General features: G+C 52.2%; 12 protein-coding genes and 1 pseudogene. 7 read left to right on the forward strand and 6 right to left on the reverse strand.

The window, feature by feature from the left end:
• Positions 1 to 516: 516 nt before the first annotated feature.
• Together GNT65_RS00975 and GNT65_RS00980 are read right to left on the reverse strand one after the other, a co-directional pair.
• A complete protein-coding gene (locus tag GNT65_RS00975; RefSeq protein ID WP_160793271.1) occupies positions 517 to 2,046 on the reverse strand; it encodes a M28 family metallopeptidase in 1,530 nt (509 codons plus the stop codon).
• Between the two features lie 356 nt (positions 2,047 to 2,402).
• On the reverse strand, positions 2,403 to 4,532 hold the full coding sequence (locus GNT65_RS00980; RefSeq protein WP_160793272.1) for a glycoside hydrolase family 97 protein: 2,130 nt from the start codon (positions 4,530 to 4,532) through the stop codon (positions 2,403 to 2,405).
• 383 nt (positions 4,533 to 4,915) lie between these two features.
• Here GNT65_RS00980 and GNT65_RS00985 point away from each other — a divergent pair, with 383 nt between their 5' ends.
• The 5 genes and pseudogenes from GNT65_RS00985 (at position 4,916) to GNT65_RS01005 (ending at position 8,005) form a co-directional block, all read left to right on the forward strand.
• Positions 4,916 to 5,320 (forward strand): GFA family protein, encoded by a 405-nt coding sequence (locus GNT65_RS00985; protein ID WP_160793273.1) that lies wholly within the window; start codon positions 4,916 to 4,918, stop codon positions 5,318 to 5,320.
• A gap of 122 nt (positions 5,321 to 5,442) precedes the next feature.
• A pseudogene (locus GNT65_RS00990) lies at positions 5,443 to 6,516 on the forward strand (NAD(P)H-dependent flavin oxidoreductase).
• 5 nt (positions 6,517 to 6,521) lie between these two features.
• A complete protein-coding gene (locus tag GNT65_RS00995) occupies positions 6,522 to 6,980 on the forward strand; it encodes a GNAT family N-acetyltransferase (protein ID WP_160793274.1) in 459 nt (152 codons plus the stop codon).
• 50 nt (positions 6,981 to 7,030) lie between these two features.
• Positions 7,031 to 7,471, forward strand: a complete 441-nt coding sequence (locus GNT65_RS01000) for a hypothetical protein (RefSeq protein WP_160793275.1) — start codon at positions 7,031 to 7,033, stop codon at positions 7,469 to 7,471.
• Between the two features lie 132 nt (positions 7,472 to 7,603).
• Positions 7,604 to 8,005, forward strand: a complete 402-nt coding sequence (locus tag GNT65_RS01005; protein ID WP_181006104.1) for a DUF3465 domain-containing protein — start codon at positions 7,604 to 7,606, stop codon at positions 8,003 to 8,005.
• 4 nt (positions 8,006 to 8,009) lie between these two features.
• On the opposite strand, the gene GNT65_RS01010 is transcribed toward GNT65_RS01005, so the two are convergent.
• On the reverse strand, positions 8,010 to 9,293 hold the full coding sequence (locus GNT65_RS01010; RefSeq protein WP_160793276.1) for an HD-GYP domain-containing protein: 1,284 nt from the start codon (positions 9,291 to 9,293) through the stop codon (positions 8,010 to 8,012).
• Between the two features lie 318 nt (positions 9,294 to 9,611).
• The gene (locus tag GNT65_RS01015) at positions 9,612 to 9,848 is read right to left on the reverse strand and encodes a hypothetical protein (protein WP_160793277.1); all 237 of its coding nucleotides are present in this window, start codon (positions 9,846 to 9,848) and stop codon (positions 9,612 to 9,614) included.
• 411 nt (positions 9,849 to 10,259) lie between these two features.
• On the opposite strand from GNT65_RS01015, the gene GNT65_RS01020 reads away from it, so the two are divergent.
• Together GNT65_RS01020 and GNT65_RS01025 are read left to right on the forward strand one after the other, a co-directional pair.
• A complete protein-coding gene (locus GNT65_RS01020; protein ID WP_160793278.1) occupies positions 10,260 to 11,726 on the forward strand; it encodes a DEAD/DEAH box helicase in 1,467 nt (488 codons plus the stop codon).
• 892 nt (positions 11,727 to 12,618) lie between these two features.
• Positions 12,619 to 13,080, forward strand: a complete 462-nt coding sequence (locus tag GNT65_RS01025; protein ID WP_160793279.1) for a hypothetical protein — start codon at positions 12,619 to 12,621, stop codon at positions 13,078 to 13,080.
• 217 nt (positions 13,081 to 13,297) lie between these two features.
• Here GNT65_RS01025 and GNT65_RS01030 read toward each other — a convergent pair whose 3' ends face one another.
• The gene (locus tag GNT65_RS01030; RefSeq protein WP_244952060.1) at positions 13,298 to 15,277 is read right to left on the reverse strand and encodes an alpha-amylase family protein; all 1,980 of its coding nucleotides are present in this window, start codon (positions 15,275 to 15,277) and stop codon (positions 13,298 to 13,300) included.
• Positions 15,277 to 17,214, reverse strand: a complete 1,938-nt coding sequence (locus GNT65_RS01035) for a glycoside hydrolase family 13 protein (protein ID WP_244952061.1) — start codon at positions 17,212 to 17,214, stop codon at positions 15,277 to 15,279. Before GNT65_RS01035 ends, GNT65_RS01030 begins: the two co-directional genes overlap by 1 nt.
• Positions 17,215 to 17,223: the final 9 nt, after the last annotated feature.

Below are 17,223 nucleotides of genomic sequence, written 5' to 3' on the forward strand. Positions count from 1 at the left end.
CTGAGCCGAAACGACCGACAACTGATTACATACGTATTCATCATCAGGCGTTAACCTTTGTGTAGCCTGTTATTAACCTGGTGGCACCGAGGAATGGACGACTTAACTATAATAAAAACAGCTAATTAAAGCTGCTTTATAAGACTGCTAGTTTTATATCATTTCGGATTTGTAACAATGCTCGACATGTCCGTCTCTGTGTCTCTATTCACGCTAAAAGCGCGTTTAAAAAGGCCTACTGAGAAGGGAGAGTGGTCGAATAGTATTTAAGAGCGGGTGCTTGTTGAGGTAAAAATTAACTGGTTGATGAAATTATTTGTTAGGTAGATTGCGGAGCTTGCTCTATTCGTCGTATTTCTCGATTTAGCCAATTTGCGGTATTAATTCGGGGTCTATGTAGCTGGCGTCATTTGGATTATGGTAAAAAACAGGCCGCCATAGCGACCTGAATATTGGTTTTTACTATAATATCATTCAAATATTTAGATGCATCAATTTGAGCTTTTTGTGGATGAATTAGCGCGATTTTTCGGCGTTTTTGTCTGCTCCGCTTGCTGGACGGAAGAAGGAGCCTGCCGCACCGGGGAACACCACAGGGCTGGTGTTGCCGTTAAAGCCCACGGCGGCAACGCCGTACAGGTAGTTGTCGATCACCATGTTGCTCAGGGTGAAGCTGTTAACCTTGCCCACATAACGGCTATGGCTCCACTCCGGCTCTGTGGTCTTGCGCCAATAGATGCGGTAACCGGCAACCTCTGCGGTGGCATCCGCCTGCCAGCTAAGCCGGGTATCGGCCGATACCTGTCCCGAGATACTCACCTGAGTCGGCGGCGCAGGGGCCCAGGCCATAGACGCCAGGCTGATGGCGTTGAGGGCGGTTAGCTTGGCGGCGAAGGCCTCATCTACCCCCTCGATCACGTCGCCATAGTCGATACCGTTCTCCGTGCGTATGTCCTGATGCTGACGGTTGTAGTTCTCGTTGGTTTCCATCACGCGCACCGCAGGGAAGCCTGCCTTGTTAAAGGGCAGGTGATGTCCGCCGCGACCGAAGCGATCGAGTCGATAGATAAGCTGCACATCTAAGTTAGTCATATACTGATCGGCCAGCTGCTTGATGTGTCTGGCTAAATTTCGAGAGGCAGAATCGTTCTCGCCGCCACTGAAGTAACGCTCCTTGGCTTCTGCCTGTGTTTCTGCGATACGCACGCCCTCGGAGAACACCCGCACAGTATGGTTGCTCACCACGCCGTTGATCCCTTGGATGTTGCCTATCATGTCGTTATTGAGCACGGCCTCCACCTGCCAGCCCTGTTTCTTGGCAAAGTCGGCCAGGCCAGCGCCGCCATACAAGCCTTGCTCTTCACCCGACAGCGCCGCGTAGACTATGGTGCCACCAAACTGATACTGGCTGAGGACGCGAGCGGCCTCCAGGGCGCCGGCGACGCCGGAGGCGTTATCGTTGGCGCCGGGGGAGAAGGAGCTGGCGTCCATCACGTCGCTGACCCGAGAGTCGATATCGCCGCTCATCATCACCACGCGGTTAGGATCTAGGGTGCCACGTTGAATGGCGATGATATTCACCACCCGTGTCGGCTCGGGAATGCGCTTGCCCGATACTGTGTCACCCACCTCTATCACCTCAAGGCAGTGATCGCAGGCGGCGGAGATACGTTCAAACTCGGCCTTGATCCAGTTTCTGGCCGCGCCTATGCCGCGATCTTTATCTGTCTGACTCGATAGGGTATGGCGGGTGCCGAAATCCACTAAGGTTTGTATATCTTGCAGTATGCGTGCAGGCTGCGGCGCAGCCGCTACATCATACAGGCGCAGATCTTCCTGGGAGGGTGCCGCATAAGGACTCTGGCCCAGAGCGCTCTGGTTAAGAGCGCTTTGGCTTAATGCACTTTGGCTTAAAGCATTTTGGCTAAGTGCCGAGTGGCTGCTTCCTGCATGATGCAGAGGTGTGGCCGGAGGTGCTGCCTGGGCGGCGCCAGCGCAGATGGTCGTTAATACTAGGGTCTTGCCGATAGATGCCTTGATAGTCATGTTCTGCTCTTCTTTCTTGTTATTTTTCAATGCTTTCTATGCACTGAGCTAGCCTAGTTGGATAGCGACCATTTTGGCTAGCTTTGTGTGGGCTAAGAGTGCACAAATCACCTTAGCAGAATAACGCTAGCGCTTGGATGAGGGATCGCGGCTTTAGTCGTAGAAATGTAGGGGGAATCGCCGGAAAAAGGTAAACAAATGTTGCAGATGATGAGTCCTGGTCTGATATTACGGGATAAAACAGGAGAGGGAGAAAGGCGCCGCCAGAATAGAAAAGAGGATGCAAGCCTGCCTGAGCAGACTTGCATCCTCTAATGTGGTTTAAGCGCTAGATGTCTAGTGCAGGCATCAGAGTGTTAGAGCGCCTTGAAGCGAATGGCGACGCCGCCGCTGCTGGCAAGCTTTAATGTCAGCTGCTGCTTGCTATTCACCTTCTGGGTCTCAATCACATAGTCATAGGGATTGGTGCGCCAATCGGCCTTGTTGCCGTCGCGGTAGATCTGCGCCTCATAGCTCAGTGCCGGGTCGAGGAAATCGAGATCTATGCTGATCTCGCGCGCTTCATCGTCTGTGATCGCGCCCAGGTACCAATCCTTGCCCTGGCTCTTGCCACCACGCTCCTGACGGGCAAAGGCCACATACTCGCCTACCTCACCGGCCAGGGCGATACTCTGGGCCCAGTCGGTGGGGACATCCTGAATAAACTTGAATGCATCGGGATGCTGCTTGTAGTTGCGGGGCAGATCGGCGGCCATCTGAATTGGGCTGTAGAGCACCACATAGAGTGCTAACTGCTTGGTCAGCGTGGTCTGCACCCGGTTAACCGCGTCTAGGCCCTTAGGGGCCAGATCGAAGATCCCCGGGGTGAAATCCATGGGGCCAGCCAGCATGCGGGTGTAGGCCAGGGTAGTGGTGTGGGACGGATTGTTAGGCGGTGTGCCCCAGGCGTTAAACTCCTGACCACGGGCGCCTTCGCGGCTGATCCAGTTAGGATAGGTGCGGCGCAGGCCGGTATCTTTAATCGGCTCATGGGTGTTGATGCTGATATGCCGCTTGGCCGCCTCGGTGACGCTATGCAGGTATTCGTTGACCATAAACTGGCCGTCATGCCATTCGTGGTGCACCATGCCTTGGTCGTCGACCCGCTTGATATCGCCGCCATCTGCCACATAGCCTGTCTTCACCTGGGTGACGCCATATTTCTGATAGAGATCATATGCATCGCTCATCTGGTTGCGATAGTTGGTGACAGAGCCAGAGGTCTCGTGATGACCGATCAGGCGAACGCCCTTGCTGGCACCATAGGCAGAGATCTCGGGGAGATCGAAGTCAGGATAGGCCTTAGTGAAGCTGAATACGTCGCCGTTGTGGAACCAGCTGCCATCCCAACCTAGGTTCCAGCCTTCTACCAATACGCCGGCAAAGCCATTATCGGCGGCAAAATCCATGTAGCGCTTGGTCTCGGATGTGGTGGCGCCGTGTTTGTCGCCGGAGCCCCAGGTGTTCTCGTTGAGGTGCATGCCCCACCAGATCCCCACATACTTGCCGGGCTCGACCCAATCCACATCTCCCAGCTTGTTTGGCTCGTTGAGATTGAGGATAAGATCTGAGTTCAGCAGGCCGGTAGCCTTGTCGGCGATCTGAATCGTGCGCCACGGCGTGCTAAAGCCCGCTTGGGTCTTGACGCGAACGCCATCCGACCAAGGGGTGAGATCGGCACGCAGGGTGCCGTCTCTGCGCTGATCCAGCGTCATGGCCGCAAAGTCCACCAGCGCCGCCTCGTGGATGCTCATGTGCACCCCATCGACCAGGGTGAAGGTAAAGGGGGTATGAACCCTATCGACCTGTTTGAGCGGCGTCTTCTGATACAGGTACTCGTAGCGGTTCCAGCCGCGCGCCGGGATCCACCAGGCGGTGACTTTTTCAGGTTGTGGCAGGGTGAATTCGGTGAGCTCTCTGGTGATGTTGAGCTTATCTAAACTGCCTTGTTTAGGTACCCGGTAGCGAAAGCCCAAGCCATCATCGAACACCTTGAACTCGACCATGAAGTGGTATTGGCCATTACTCAGGGTGGCCGTCAGGCCGTTGTGTTTATCGATAACCCATTCACGCTCACCCCAAGGCTGTTGCCAGCGCTCATCGGCCCGGCTGCGTTTGACCTCCTCGATACTAAAGTCGTTGCCAAACTCCCCAAGAGACTGAAACACCATGCCAAGTTTCGATGGTTCGATCACCTTCTTGCCTTGGAAGCTGACACTGTACTGCGGCGACTGCTCGTCATCGCTCAGGCTGACCACTATCTGCTTGTCAGGTGAGGTCAGGGAGACAGTCTTGGCCTGGCTAGTGCTTGGCAGCATCATGCCTGTCGCCGCAATGGCGAGCGTTAGCGCCGATATGGCCGTTGCAGGACGAAACCTAGATCTAGATTGCGATGGGGTACGCGCACTGGCATAGCCGCGCGCTAGTGGTATTGGTGTGCAAGACATTCCGTGTACCTTTTTCTTTGTTGTTTTTAGGGTGAAGGGTTATTGCTTGTCATGAATGCTGGCCATGAGTGATAGCCATGTTAGAAGGGAAGGCTTGAGCTGAGCAATGCGCTGCATACGTATTCACGCACTCGCCTGTGAGTGGTCAGTGCTTTGTGTTCAGGGTTTAGCGCTTAATCGATTAGGCAGGCTAGTGAGAAATGGCGGGGCTAGAAGGAGGAGCACAGCAGGCTTGTTAAAGCCTTGCCACATTTAGTTACGCAATTTAGGTGTTTAGCGCAGAAATTTATACTGATCTGACGTCACAAGTTATGGCAGCATAGGGCCTGATTGCTGTTGTGCAGTCGTTTTATCGCAATAACTTAAGTCAGATCAGGAAATTTATGTATCAAGGAAGTTGTCTATGCGGTGGCATCAAAGTCGCCATCAGCGGACCCATAAGTCAGATCATTCACTGCCACTGTTCCCTTTGTCGTAAGTCCAGCGGCACGGCATTCGCCACCAATGGTTTCGTCGAACTGGTGGACTTCAATCTGTCTGATAAGGCCGATTTCCTAACAAGTTTTGAGTTCTCTCCTGGAAAGCGCCGCTATTTTTGTCGTCACTGTGCGTCACCTATCTACAGCGCCAACGATCAGGATAGTAAGCGTATTCGCCTCAGACTCGGCATATTGGATTCGCCGATCAACGAGCGCCCCATGTCTCATAACTTTGTGACCTCCAAGGCGAACTGGGAGGAGATGGATGCCAAGCTCCCCTGGTATGAGGCGCACGAACCAGGCCGCTAGCCTATCACGAGCTAATTTCTTGCGAGCTAGCAGCTTGTTAGATAGCCGTTAGCATAGCTCTGAGCTTAGTTCTGAGCTTATGTAGAATATGATGGTCGAGGCGGTTTCACTAAGGGTTGGTAATGAATAACAAAGACTTCAAGGCGTTGCTGGGCACCGAATTGCCTATCATTCAGGCGCCTATGGCAGGAGTACAAGACAGCAAACTCGCGATCGCCGTGGCCAAGGTCGGTGGGCTTGGCTCGATCCCCTGTGGCATGCTGAGCCCGGCACAGGTAGTCGATGAGATTAAGCGCTTTAGGGCGGCAACCTGTGCGCCGTTAAACCTTAATTTTTTCTGTCATGAGTTGCCACCGTTTGACACTCAAGCCCAAGCGCGCTGGCATGCGCTATTGGCACCTTATTTCGATGGACTCAGGATAGCGGCCGATCTCGGCTAAGGCGGTGCGAGTCGCATGCCTTTTAATCATGAGATAGCCGATGCCATAGAAGCCTTTAAACCTGAGGTGATGAGTTTTCATTTCGGCTTGCCCCAAGAGGATCTGCTTAAGCGGGTGAGATCCTGGGGATGCAAGGTGATCTCCAGCGCCACCACGGTGGCCGAGGCAGAGTATCTGGCGGAGCGAGGCGTGGATGGCATTATCGTCCAGGGCATCGAGGCGGGTGGTCATCGCGGCATGTTTCTCAGTGATGATGTGAATACCCAGGTGGAATTAGAAACGCTGCTGAAGCAGATCGCCTCGCGAGTCGATGTTGCACTGATCGCAGCCGGCGGAATAGGCGATGGTCACGGGGTGAAAGCCGCGATGGAAAATGGAGCCTGCGCCGTACAGATAGGCAGCGCCTATCTCTTGTGTGATGAGGCCAATACCTCAAGCCTGCATAAAGCAGCCATAGAACATGCGGCTAAGACTCAAGGGCACACTGCACTCACCAATATATTCTCGGGCAGGCCTGCAAGAGGCATAGTGAACCGCGCCATGACAGAGTTAGGGGCGATGAACCCTCACGCACCAGCCTTTCCCTATGCCACAAACCTTATGACGCAACTACGCAAGGAGAGCGAGGCCATCGGTATGAGCGATTTCTCGCCTCTCTGGTGCGGCGCAAATATCACAGCCTGCAGAAAGATCTCCGCCGGTGAGATGACTTTGGCGCTAATGGAAAGTGTGCCGCATGATAATAACTATGAGTAGAAGCTATGCAGACAATTAGTAAGCGAGATCATTTAACCATTAGTCAGGCAGAGGGAGAGAACAGCGAACTCGTCGATACCCTGGTAGATGGGGTTCGCCAGTTTAATTTCGACAAGATGGGCCAGGAGACGTCTGAGCCTCTCACCGTACTGGCCCATAATGACATGGGTAAGCTAATCGGTGGCGTCTATGGGCGAACCATCTATAAAAATTTTCTTATTCATGTGGTCTGGGTGGATGAGTCGGCCCGTGGCACAGGGCTCGGACGTGAATTGATGATAGAGGCAGAGCGCCTGGCAATTAGCCGCGGTTGCCTGCAGGCTCAGGTAGATACCCTAGATTTTCAGGCGCCAGATTTCTATCAAAAGCTCGGCTTTACCACAGCAGGGGTTATCCCGGCATACGAAGGCAGTCCAGCCCGTTATTTTCTGTTTAAGCGCTATTGTAATAGTGTAGTTCGTTAATCTTTTCAACAATAAAATCATTGCATTAATCTATTATTCAAGGATGAAAAATGTCTAAAAAATTATTTGTCAGCGCCATGTTGACCCTGGCATTAACTGCCTGTGGCACCACCCAAGAAACTCCCGGTGATTCTGAAACTATCAATAAGGCCCTATCGGCTGCTAATCTGGTTGAGGTGAGCGGGGAAAACCTAAGTGATTATTGGCAACCTAAGTCTACAAAACCTGTGATGCTGAAGTCCCGCCCTAGCTGGTTCCCTAAGGGGGCCGGCAAGTTTAGCTATTTTGTGATTATCGATAGTCAGGGCAATGAGGTGAGTAAGACACTGGTAGGCTCCATGCCCGAAGGTTGGATGACTCAAGCAATGCTAAATAAGATGCCTAAGGTTAGTTATCTTGCCAGTGCTAATAACCCAGAGCATATTACGGTAAAGGCGTTGTTAACTTCAGAAGTGATGCCTCGACACCTTATAAAGAGCAATTTGCATTGATACTCACTCAAGAGCTCAGTTTCAAGCGCCCAGTTTCAAATGCTCGGTCTCCAGCGTTCAGTCTCAAGTGCTCCTTATGGCGCTTGAGCCTTGCGCTCCTCAATCTAAACCAGCAAGTCAGGATATGAAGTTATGACTAAGATCTGCCGTGGGCTGTTACTCATCATCTTGTCGTTCGCAATTAGTTCGCCGATCCTGGCTGACGATGTCTTGCTGGGTCAGGCGTTTGAGCAAAGGCAAAGCGGCGTTCAGATCCAGGGGGAAGGCGAGGTGATTCGCCTGCTGAGTGATGATACCAAGGGCAGTCGTCATCAACGCTTTATTCTGCGTCTGGCCAGTGGTCAGACGCTGCTGGTGGCCCACAATATCGATTTGGCGCCGCGCATTGCCGATCTCAAGGTCGGAGACAGTGTGGGCTTCTTCGGTGAATATGAGTGGAATGAGCGCGGCGGTGTGATCCACTGGACACATCATGATCCAAGGGGACGCCATCCGGCGGGGTGGTTAAGCCATGGGGGCCGTAAATATCACTAGTCTGTTAGCTGGTTTCCAATTCGGACTCGATTAGCTGGACTGGTTCGTCTCGCGCTGGTTGCTCTGACGGTTTCTCATTTAGTGACGCATGCGAGAGTAACTCGAACCTATGGTTGATGGTGATAAAACTCTCCACCAATTTAGGATCGAAATGGGTGCCCTTATCCCGCTCTATAATCTCAAGCGCCTCTTGATGGCTAAATGGCCGTTTATAACAGCGTGGTGAGGTGAGGGCGTCATACACATCCACTAAGGCGACGATGCGGGCCGAGAGGGGGATAGCTTCCCCCTTGAGCCCTGCCGGATAGCCACTACCGTCCCACCATTCATGGTGTCCACCGGCGATATCACGCCCCATCTTTATGTAAGGACACTCGGGGGCGTAACTAAGCAGGCTCGCTAATACCTGAGCGCCGATAACCGGGTGCGCCTTTATCTGTTCAAATTCCTCCTGGGTGAGTCTGCCCGGTTTTAGCAAGATAGCATCGGCGATCCCCACCTTACCGATATCATGTAAAATAGAGGAGAGGGTGATCTCCTGAATAAAGTCGTCGGTTAATTCTGTCGGTGCATCTGTATCGGTTTGCCGCTGGGTAGCCAGCATCTTGGCATAGTGCTGCATGCGGATAAGGTGCGCGCCAGTCTCGTTGTCGCGATATTCGGCCAGTTTGGCTAGTCCCATTACGGTTGCCCGCCGCGAAGCTATGGTCGATCGTAGCGATTGGGTCAGCTTGCCCAGCAGGAAGGCGGCAGACTGAGTAACCATGGCATTGGTGACGATAAAGTTTATAGCCACCACAAACCAGATGAAGCTGTTATAGCCTTGAGTCTCGGGCCATTGAAACCATTGCTTATCGTAGGCAAGGCCAATCGTTATCAAGGCGGTAGCATTAAGCAGCTGGGCATAAAGACTAGCTTTTTTACCTATTAGTATGCTGGTGAGCGGGGGAAAGATAAACAACCAGAAAAAGCCGGCACCCGTGGGGCCTATGGTGATGAGAAATGCCACGCCGATGGCGAAAAACATCAAGCAACCTATACAGTAGCGCGCCGTTTCCTTGAGTCTGCGAGCCATTATGATATAGAGCAGTATCAGATAGGCCAAGGTGTCGAAGACAGCCATGGTAACCAGTCCCATCTTGATACAGAGGTAGACACTGGTAATGTAGACGGGCACGCATAAGATGGCGAGCAGGCCAAATAGCCGCTTAAAGATCAGTTCGCGCCAGATGGGCAGGGTATCGTGAAGATCGTGTGTGACCGATTGGCCTAAATAGGGATCACTCATAGTCAATCCTTTGCACTGCCAGAGGGAGAAAGATGCTGGCACAGCCTCTCTGACAAGATCCTAACTGCCGTGCGTCAGCCAGTGTGACTTAGAGTTGAGCACCTTGTAAAGCTATAAAGATAAGTCAACGATAAGGAGAAAGCGAAGGTGCCTTGTCTCTAGTCACCTCTTTATTATTGCCCATAACGGCGCCACCGGCTTAATTTACTCTTCCCTAAACTATTTATTTTGTATGCGAATGTGACGGGAAAACAATTAGCCCCGCCGGGATCGCAATCAAAAGGCTTACAAATAGAAGGCTTTAAAGTAGAAGGCCTGTTAGTAGAGTTCGGCCGGGATATCGTCTGGCGGCGTTATTTCATCTATGATCTCCCTATCAATCTCACGCTCTATGATGCGATCTTCTATCTCTCGCCGTGTTAGCTCATCTTCGAGGCGCTGGCAGTGAAAATCACAATAGCCGCCGCTGTTGTGTATGGTGTGGGTCGAGCCAGGATCGCTGCTTGCACAGGCGCTTAACAGTAAGATCGCGGCAAGGGTATATAGAGTCTTCATAATCGCTCCTGTTCATCTATTCACTGGCAGCTATACAGGTGAGTCGCTCCCGATATGCCGTCGGTGAGACCGTAAAGAGGCATTGCTTGTGTTAAGTCAGCGAAGCAAATGCAGCCGTTAGGGGCATGATGCCGCAATGAGCGCGATACAATAAGTTAGGTTCTATGATGAAAACGGATAGGTACCAGATTCTTGTAAAAGCTGACAATGACGGGCGGTTGAGATAGCTGGCTAAGATTGGTCGAGAGGTGCATTGGCGTTTTCAAGTCACTTTAAGCTTTCTATATTATTGGTTTACTTTGGGTAAACTGGACTAGTCTTAGCAAACGGCTCTGTTATACTAGCGCGCCTCAAATACCAGCCACTTGATTGGCTGACGATTATTGCCCTTGTGACCCTAAGAGAGAACCCATGACCTTTGCAAATCTTGGCCTGTCAAATGCTGTGCTCACCAACCTTGAGCAACTTGGCTACAGCCAGCCAACGCCAATTCAGCAAGAAGCCATTCCCCTGGCGCTCAAGGGTAAAAATCTGATCGCGGCGGCGCAAACCGGCAGCGGTAAGACGGCGACTTTCGTGCTACCTATGATCTCGACCCTGATCCAGGGAAAGACGCAGCGTAAGAAGCGGGCGCGGGCGATCATTCTGGCGCCGACACGCGAGTTGGTGCTGCAGGTAAACGATCGCATTGGCCAATATGGTAAAGGCTTAGGCCTGGTATCCATGGCCGTATACGGCGGCGTCGACGTGCAGGCGCAGAAGCAGCAGTTGATCGAGGGCGTGGATATCGTGGTAGCCACCCCGGGTCGTTTGCGGGATCTCTACACCCAGAGAGCGATCCGCTTCGATGAGGTGGAACTCCTGGTGCTCGATGAAGCCGATCGCATGTTAGATATGGGCTTTATCGAGGATATCACCAAGATCTTAGATACCTTGCCAGAGGAGAGACAAAACCTGCTGTTTTCCGCCACCCTGTCTCGGCCGGTGCGCGAACTGGCAAAACAGGCGGTGCCTAAGGCGATCCATCTGTCGGTCACTAAGAATCAAGAGAGCCAGCCAGATATCGAGCAGTGGATCACCACGGTCGATAAGGATAAGAAGTCGGCGCTGCTCAGTCAGCTGATTAAAGACAATGCCTGGCCCCAGGCGCTTATTTTTATCGAGACCAAACATGGCGCCGCCAAGCTGGTGAGTCAGCTGGAGAAGCGTGGCATTCAGGCCGAGTGTATTCACAGCGGTCGTACTCAGGCGGTACGAGAGCAGATCCTGGCAGACTTCAAGGCGGGTAAGATTGCCTACCTTATCTCCACCGGCATCTCGGCGCGCGGGATCGATATCGACAACCTGCCGTTGGTGATTAACTATGACCTGCCGTTTCCAGCCGATGAATATGTTCATCGTATCGGTCGTACCGGCCGTGCCGGCGCCAAGGGCGAGGCGATCTCCCTGGTGTCTAAGGATGACTTTAAGAATCTGTGCATGATCGAGAGCCGCCTCGATCACCTTCTCGAGCGCCGAGAGATAGAAGGTTTCGCGCCAAGAAAACCTGTGCCCATCTCTATCCTTAACTATGTGCCCAAGGCCAAACGTGAGCAGGCGCAAGGTGAGAAGGGCGGTGAAGTGTCGGCTAGCCAAGGAGAGAAGGATTCTAAGGACGCTAAGGATAAACGTAGAGAGGGTAAACCAAGAGGTCAATCCAAGTCTCAAGCTAAGGCATCACCTTATAAAGGTAACTCTACAGACAGGAAGGCTAGGCCTGCTAAAGCTAAATCAGGAACGCCTGGTGATCGCGGCGGTAAAGATCAAAGGTCAGAGCGTAAGGTTGAACAAAAGCCAGCCTTTAATCCTTGGGTCGATAGCAGGCCTAGTGAGAAATAAGGTCTAAAGGCAGAAAAGGTAGAAGCCCTCAGATTGAGGGCTTTTTTACATCTGCAGAACTCCTTACAGATGTTTTTGATTGGCCTCTTTGTAGGGGTTCTGCGAGATCCTCTAACCTACATGGATGTTGGAGGGGATATTGAAGGTTGCACCTTCTAAGGTATTAAACGCCTGCCCGGCGAGGGTTGTGCAGATACCCTTGTGAGACGCCGCAAGTACGCTCCCTGTAGGCTCTACCGTGAGATCCCTGTCACGGAAGCTCACAAGTGTATCTACACTAGATATCTAACGTCTCTTCGATTTGAGGTCATCTGGTGTTCGAGGATTCTCGATTTTCAGCTTGTGGTGTTTGCCCGATTGCTTGTTGGGAAATGTTTGAAGGTCGTACCTTCATGGTAACCTATCACCTGCGGTGGACTTATGTGCAGATACGCCTGTGACACGCTATGCGTCTTCTGACCTGAATGGATGTTGGGGAGGCAATTGAAGGTCATACCTTCATGGCAACCTAACGCCTCCGGCGGGGGAATGTGCAAGCACTCTTTTGGCACGCCGACTTTTTGTCAAAGAGAGTTATCCCTGGAGGCTTCACGGCGGCACTGACCTACATGGATGTAGGGAATGCCAAAAGATGTAGGGAACATATTTGGCCATGCCGCCGAGAGCCAAAAGTGTGCTTACACCCGTATCTCAACGCTTCTTCGATTGGAACTGATCTGGTTTGAATAGATTCAACTCTTTATTTTTTAGAGAGAAATCTTTGATTAAATGTGACCTGGCTTGTTGTATAGCCCCGACAAGATAGATTAAAGTATCACCAATTAAGGACAGAGCTAGGCCAACTCGAATCAAGCATCGACTACGCCATTCAGGGAATGAAAAAGCCAACCACATGCGCCAATCACCTCCTTTAGAAGATTACTCTGGCCCCACTTATTTACATGCTTGGTCTCCTACCTTACAAGGTAGCGTACCTTGCAAGGTCTCACTAATAAGTTGTTATGTACTTAATATGGATAATTTAAAATATTTTTACAGCAACCCAATAAAAAAGCATAACGTTTCTAGTGATTCACCTGTTTCATTATGTAAAGATCAAGCTATTGAGATTCTTTATGAAACTGTTGGTGATGAGCCGGGATGCTTTTTTGGTGTTATTAATAAAGCTGGTATTACTCTCCAATTTTATTTGAACGACTACGAAGATAATATTTGGTCTGAAATCCCTTTTCCTGAAAAAGGCGGTTCATATGGTACAATTTTATCTTTTGATGAGGTCGAGGAAATTGTTCGTAACCTCAATGGTGACTTCAATTTATCAGAGTTTCCCAGCTTTGAATTTGAAGCTTGGTAACACGTACATAACAAGCGCTTCAACAAAGACAAATACTGGTTGGCTCCTACGCTGCGCTTCGGATTATAGCCAACCAGCATTTGCCTGTTAAGAGGGTGTTGACATACAAGAGATTGGTATTTCAGACTGAATGAGTTGGTGTCCAAAGCGAGTAGGCTGAGCGTGGTTAATGTTCATTCTACTCGCTTTGATGTCTTGAAATGATGGGCTAGTAGGTTTATTTCTCTCCTACGACGAGCACCTTTGACTCAAGTGGTGCTAGGTCGAGTGTGACTTGGCCTCCCTTCGTCGTTAGTGTCAGTGGCGTTTTAGGTTTCTCATCACTTAGCATCTCTCTTAGCGGGTAGTTGCCCGGAGCGAGTTGCCAGCGATTAATTAAAGCTGTGGGTAGCTCTAGGGTGAGGTGCTTTGCCTTGTCTTTAGCGAAGTTGCTGACGATGATGAGCCTTTGCTTGTCGTCGAAGCGGCTGAAGGCAAACAGGTCTGCGTCATAGCCCTTGTCTTGGGCTATGTTGGCTGTGTGCAAATCGCCATATTCACTGCTTAGGGCGCTGAGGCTGTGGCTGAGGTTTAGCAGCTTGGCGTAATAGGCTCGCAGACTCAGCTCCTCTTTTGATGACTGACCGCCGTCGAATTTACCCATGTTCATAAAGCGCTGGTGGGCCGGCACGCCGATATAATCGAAGATGCTGGTGCGGCTCGGCTTACCAAAGCCTGCCTCTTCGCTGCCATCTTCGCCAACCTCCTGACCGAAATAGAGCAGGGTGGGCGCCTGGCTCAAAGTGGTGGAGATCACCATGGCAGGCAGGGCGCTTTTGGGATCACCGGCAAATTCAGGACTGGCGATACGCTGCTCGTCGTGGTTCTCCAGAAAATGCAGCATGTGCCCGGCGATGTCAGCAACGCTTTCGCGATCGCGCTCGATTGCTTGTGTCCCCGCCTTCCCCTGGATGATCGCCTTGAGGCTGTCGTAGAGTCCAACCTTGTCATAGAGGTAGTCCATCTTGCTCTGATGAATGTAGTCACGGTAGCGACTTGGGGTATAGACCTCGGCGAGCAGCAGGGCATCTGGGTTCGTCTGTTTGATATTGCTGTTTAAGTAACTCCAGAAGGCAACCGGCACCATCTCGGCCATGTCATAGCGAAAACCGTCGACGCCCTTGGCTAGCCAGTACTGGGCAATCTGGTTGAACTTATGCCAGGAGCTGGGGATGCTTTGCTTAGGCACCTGTTGCCAGAAGGCGTAATGCTCGGCAACAGATTTGGTGGCAAAGCCCTTAGGCAACTGAGGATGATCTATGCTGCCATCTGGCTTGATGCCATAGTTGATCTTGACCGTCTCATACCAGTCGTTCTGATCTGGCTTGGCCGCGCGGGCACCATTACCCGTCCATTTGGCGGGGAACTCCTCGAACTTGCCATCGACGAGGGGATGGGCCTCGCCGCCGAGGGCCTTAAGGTCCTGGCTAAGATCTGGCACCTCGAAGGGCGTACCCGCCACATAATAGAAGTCGTTGTCTCTGGCGTAGGCTAGCCGAGTGTTGTCATCAGCGCCGAAGTCGCTCACTCCTTGCGGGGCCGAAAGCGAGTGATAGCCGCGGGCCACATGGTTGGGGACTATGTCTATCACGACCTTCATCCCCGCGGCATGGGTGCGGGCGATCAACGCCTCGAACTCCTCAAGGCGCTTGGCGGGATCGTCTGCCAGATCCGGGTTAACGTTATAGTAATCTTTCACCGCATAGGGGGAGCCCGCACGGCCCTTGACCACATCGGGATCGTCAATGCCGATACCATACTCACTATAGTCACCGACCAAGGCATGGTGGGGGATCCCCGTATACCAGATATGGCTAACGCCTAAGGATTTGATGCTCTCTAGCGCCTTGGGTGTAAAGTCACTCATCTTGCCTACGCCGTTTTGCGCCTTGGTGCCCCAGGGGATGTTGGCGGTCTGGGTGTTACCGAAGAGACGGGTAAACACCTGATAGATGACAGGCTTAGTCACACATTTGCCGCACGTAGACTGCGCGTCAGTAGATTGGCCGCTAGCGGTTTTTGCATTATTTGCCGCCGCCATCTGGGGCAGGGCGAAGGTCTGGGCTGAGATCATCAGCGTGGCGCAACAAAGCGCGGCACTCAACTTATTTAGCGGAATGTTTAAGGGCCTTTTCAAGTCGTGACGAGCACTAGTCATTATTTCGCATCCTCAATGGCTAACAGGGTAACGCCTTGTCCCTCGATTTGAAGGGTCTTATCCAGCGTAACGGTTTCGCCGCTGATCACATCTTGAGCCGTGCGGACATCGCCCAGCAGATCCCGGTAGCGCGATAAAGGTAACTCGACTGTTTTTTCCAATTTGTTGTAGATCACCATGAGGCGCGCCTTGTCGTTGCAATCCTGTTTGGCGCAGCGCATCTGCACATATACGCCATCCTGAGGCACATAGTGGCGCAGGCCGCCGCTGTGGATGAAGTCTGCCTGTTTGCGGAAGTTAAGCAGGGTGCGGGTAAAGCTCAGCATAGACTGTTGATCGTCACTCAGCCCTTTGTTATCAAAAACTGAGATGGCATCTCCCTGCCAACCACCGGGGAAGTCGGAGCGGGTGATGCCATCATTACGATCTTTTGTCGGGCTTTGCATCAAAATTTCTGAGCCATAGAAGATCTGCGGAATGCGATTGCTGGTGAGCACATAGGCCAGTGCCATCTTGGTCAGGGCTAAGTTATCACCCAGCAGGCTGTAGAGGCGATTGGTGTCGTGATTGCCTTCGAACAACACAAGTTGCGTCGGGTCGGCATAGACCACATCGTTGGCGAGGAACTCATACAGGCGCATCATGCCTTCGCTCCAGCCTTCCTCTTCGCTCAGCGCCTTGATAAGGGTCTCATAGAGGGGGAAGTCCATCAGGCTCGGCAGCTCTGACTGATAGCCATCACTGTTGACCTTGCCCTTCTGCCAGTAGGAAACGGTTATTGGGTTACCCGTCCACTCTTCGCCGACGATGTTGAACTTTGGATACTCAGTCATGATGGCGCGGGTCCAATCGACCAGAAAATCCTTATCGGCGTAGGAGTAGGTGTCTTCGCGTATGCCGCTAAGCTGGGCGTATTCTACCCACCAGATGCTGTTTTGGATCAGGTAGTTGGCCAGCAGCGGTTGCTCCTGATTAAGATCTGGCATGGACTCCACAAACCAGCCCTGGCTGAAGTCGCGTTTGTCTTTGGCAACCGCGTAGGGGTCTTGCAGCGTGGTACGTCTGTGGGTGGTGAAGTCGATGGCAGGTGCATCTTGCGTCGAGGCTTGCTTTTTCAAGAAGCCATCGGGGCGATTGACCCAATCTTGGCTGGGCAGATCATCCATCCACCAGTGGTTAGAGCCGATATGGTTGACCACAACATCGGCGATAATGCCTATGCCTTTCTGTTTCGCCTCGATGGCCAGCTGGCGGTAATCGTCATTGCTGCCAAATCTTGGGTCGATGCGGTAGTGGTCGGTGACCGAGTAGCCGTGGTAGGAGTATTCGGCCTGGTTATTCTCGGTCAGTGGGTTGATCCACAGCTGAGTGACACCAAGGTCTGCCAGATAGTCCAGGCTATTGATGATCCCCTGAATGTCGCCGCCGTGACGGCCACCCGGATTGCTGCGATCGGCTTGCTCTATCATGTCCGCCTGGTTGTCATTGGCGGGGTCGCCGTTAGCGAAACGATCCGGCGTGATGAGATAGATAACGTCTTTGTTGCTAAAGCCCTGGCGAGCCGCGCTACCCTTGTCGCGCTTGAGCAGATCGTAGGTAACGCTAAATTGCGCCTGGCCCGGTTGTTCGAATGTCAGCTCAAAGCTCTGTGCCTTAGCGCCTTGGGTGTCCAGGTTCACAAACAGGTAGTTGGGGTTCTCGGTCGTCTCGACGCCTTTAAGGGTCACGCCGTCAGCCTTGATGCTGACCTTGGCCTTGGCGATATCTTCGCCGTGAACCATCAGCTGTAGCTGACTGTGCTGCATGCCCGCCCACCAGTTGAGGGGCTCGATTCTAAGTGCCTGCTCTTCTGCGTTAGCCAAAAAAGGAAGTGTGACGGTGCCAACTGTGGCTAATGCACCTAAGGTGATACAGCGGGAGAGGTGAGAGAGTTTCATCTAGGTATC

The organism is Shewanella insulae, from assembly GCF_009831655.1.
Classification (GTDB): Bacteria; Pseudomonadota; Gammaproteobacteria; order Enterobacterales; family Shewanellaceae; genus Shewanella; species Shewanella insulae.